We start from the raw sequence: 1232 nt of genomic DNA, 5'->3' as shown, positions 1-1232 counted from the left end.
AGAGGCCATCTCATTTGGGGAGCCGGTAGGGTGCGGGCTCGTGGCGGGGATTGTTGAGCGGCTGGTGCCGGACGAGTTGTGGGAACTGTTCCAGCGAGTGGTACCGGAAGCTCCATCGCGACCCCAGGGTGGTGGCCGACGTCGGCATGGCGACCGGGAGGTGTTGGCCGCGATCATGTTTGTGGCCACTTCGGGCTGCACCTGGCAGCAGTTGCCGTCCGCGTCGTTCGGGCTGTCGGGAGCGACAGCCCACCGGCGTTTCTCGGAATGGACGAAGGCCCGCGTGTGGGCCAAGCTCTACCGCCTGGTCCTCGACGACCTCGGCGCCCGCGGCGATCTGGACTGGTCCCGCTGCGCGATCGATTCGGTGAACATGCGGGCGATGAAAAGGGGGACCTGACAGGTCCGAATCCTGTCGACCGGGGCAAGTACGGCTCGAAGATCCATCTGATCACCGAGCGAACCGGTCTGCCCATATCTGTCGGGATCTCGGCAGCCAACGTGCACGACAGTCAGGCCCTGATCCCACTGGTCAAGGGCATACCGCCGATCCGCTCCCGTCGCGGGCCTCGACGGCGCAAGCCCGGCAAGCTTCACGGCGACAAGGGGTACGACTACTCCCACTTGCGGCGATGGTTACGCGAGCGAGGTATCACCCACCGCATCGCGCGCAGGGGCGTCGAGTCCTCTCAGCGACTGGGCCGCCATCGCTGGACCATCGAACGGACCATGGCCTGGCTCGCTGGCTGCCGCCGGCTCCACCGCCGCTACGAACGCAAGGCGGACCACTTCCTTGCCTTCACCACCATCGCCTGCGTCCTCGTCTGTCACCGCCGGCTCGCTTGCTGATGTGGGTTCGCAGCAGCTGTACAGCCAGGTCATGATCGTAGGAAGTGGCCACCTCCAGGGGAGTGCGACCGTCCGGATCAGCGAGTTCAGGATCCTCGCTGAACGCCAGCAGTACGGCAGTGGTGTGCACCGTCAACGGCTGGCCGCTCTGCAGGGCACCATCCCCCTCGGTGTCGATCGCGTGCGTCAGCAGCGTCATGTTGCTCAGGACCTCATCAGGGTCGGCGCCGTTGGCGAGCAGGCGGGCCAGGCTTTCCGCATCCTCGTGCTCGACCGCGAAGTGGGTTGGTGTCCAGTAGTCGCTCATCGAGGCATTCAACAGCGATCGAGACGCTCTCACCAGCAATATTCCCCACTGTTGGCAGCCAAATGAGATGACCTCT

2 protein-coding genes are annotated in these 1232 nt (G+C 65.0%); one reads left to right on the top strand and one right to left on the bottom strand.

The genetic code is table 11. From position 1 onward, the window contains the following. Window positions 1-49 precede the first annotated feature (49 nt). Window positions 50-849, top strand: a protein-coding gene (locus IF00_RS44705) for an IS5 family transposase (RefSeq protein WP_167346912.1) whose coding sequence is annotated in 2 segments (ribosomal slippage) — window positions 50-389 and window positions 389-849 — 801 coding nt in all. Because the reading frame shifts where the segments join, the coding sequence is not laid out codon by codon here. Here IF00_RS44705 and IF00_RS0140315 read toward each other — a convergent pair. Beyond that, window positions 800-1156, bottom strand: coding sequence for an ankyrin repeat domain-containing protein (locus IF00_RS0140315; RefSeq protein WP_030327081.1), 357 nt, complete (start codon window positions 1154-1156; stop codon window positions 800-802). The genes IF00_RS44705 and IF00_RS0140315 overlap by 50 nt on opposite strands. Window positions 1157-1232 lie beyond the last annotated feature (76 nt).

Source organism: Streptomyces flavochromogenes (genome assembly GCF_000717595.1).
In the GTDB taxonomy this organism is placed as follows: Bacteria; Actinomycetota; Actinomycetes; order Streptomycetales; family Streptomycetaceae; genus Streptomyces; species Streptomyces flavochromogenes.
The sequence above is the reverse complement of the archived record's forward strand: the minus strand, read 5'-3'. Positions and strand labels throughout refer to the sequence as shown.

Excerpts from the sequence above, each read along its gene's own strand:
- IF00_RS0140315 (WP_030327081.1), bottom strand. The coding sequence starts at position 1,156 with ATGAGCGACTACTGGACACCAACCCACTTCGCGGTCGAGCACGAGGAT.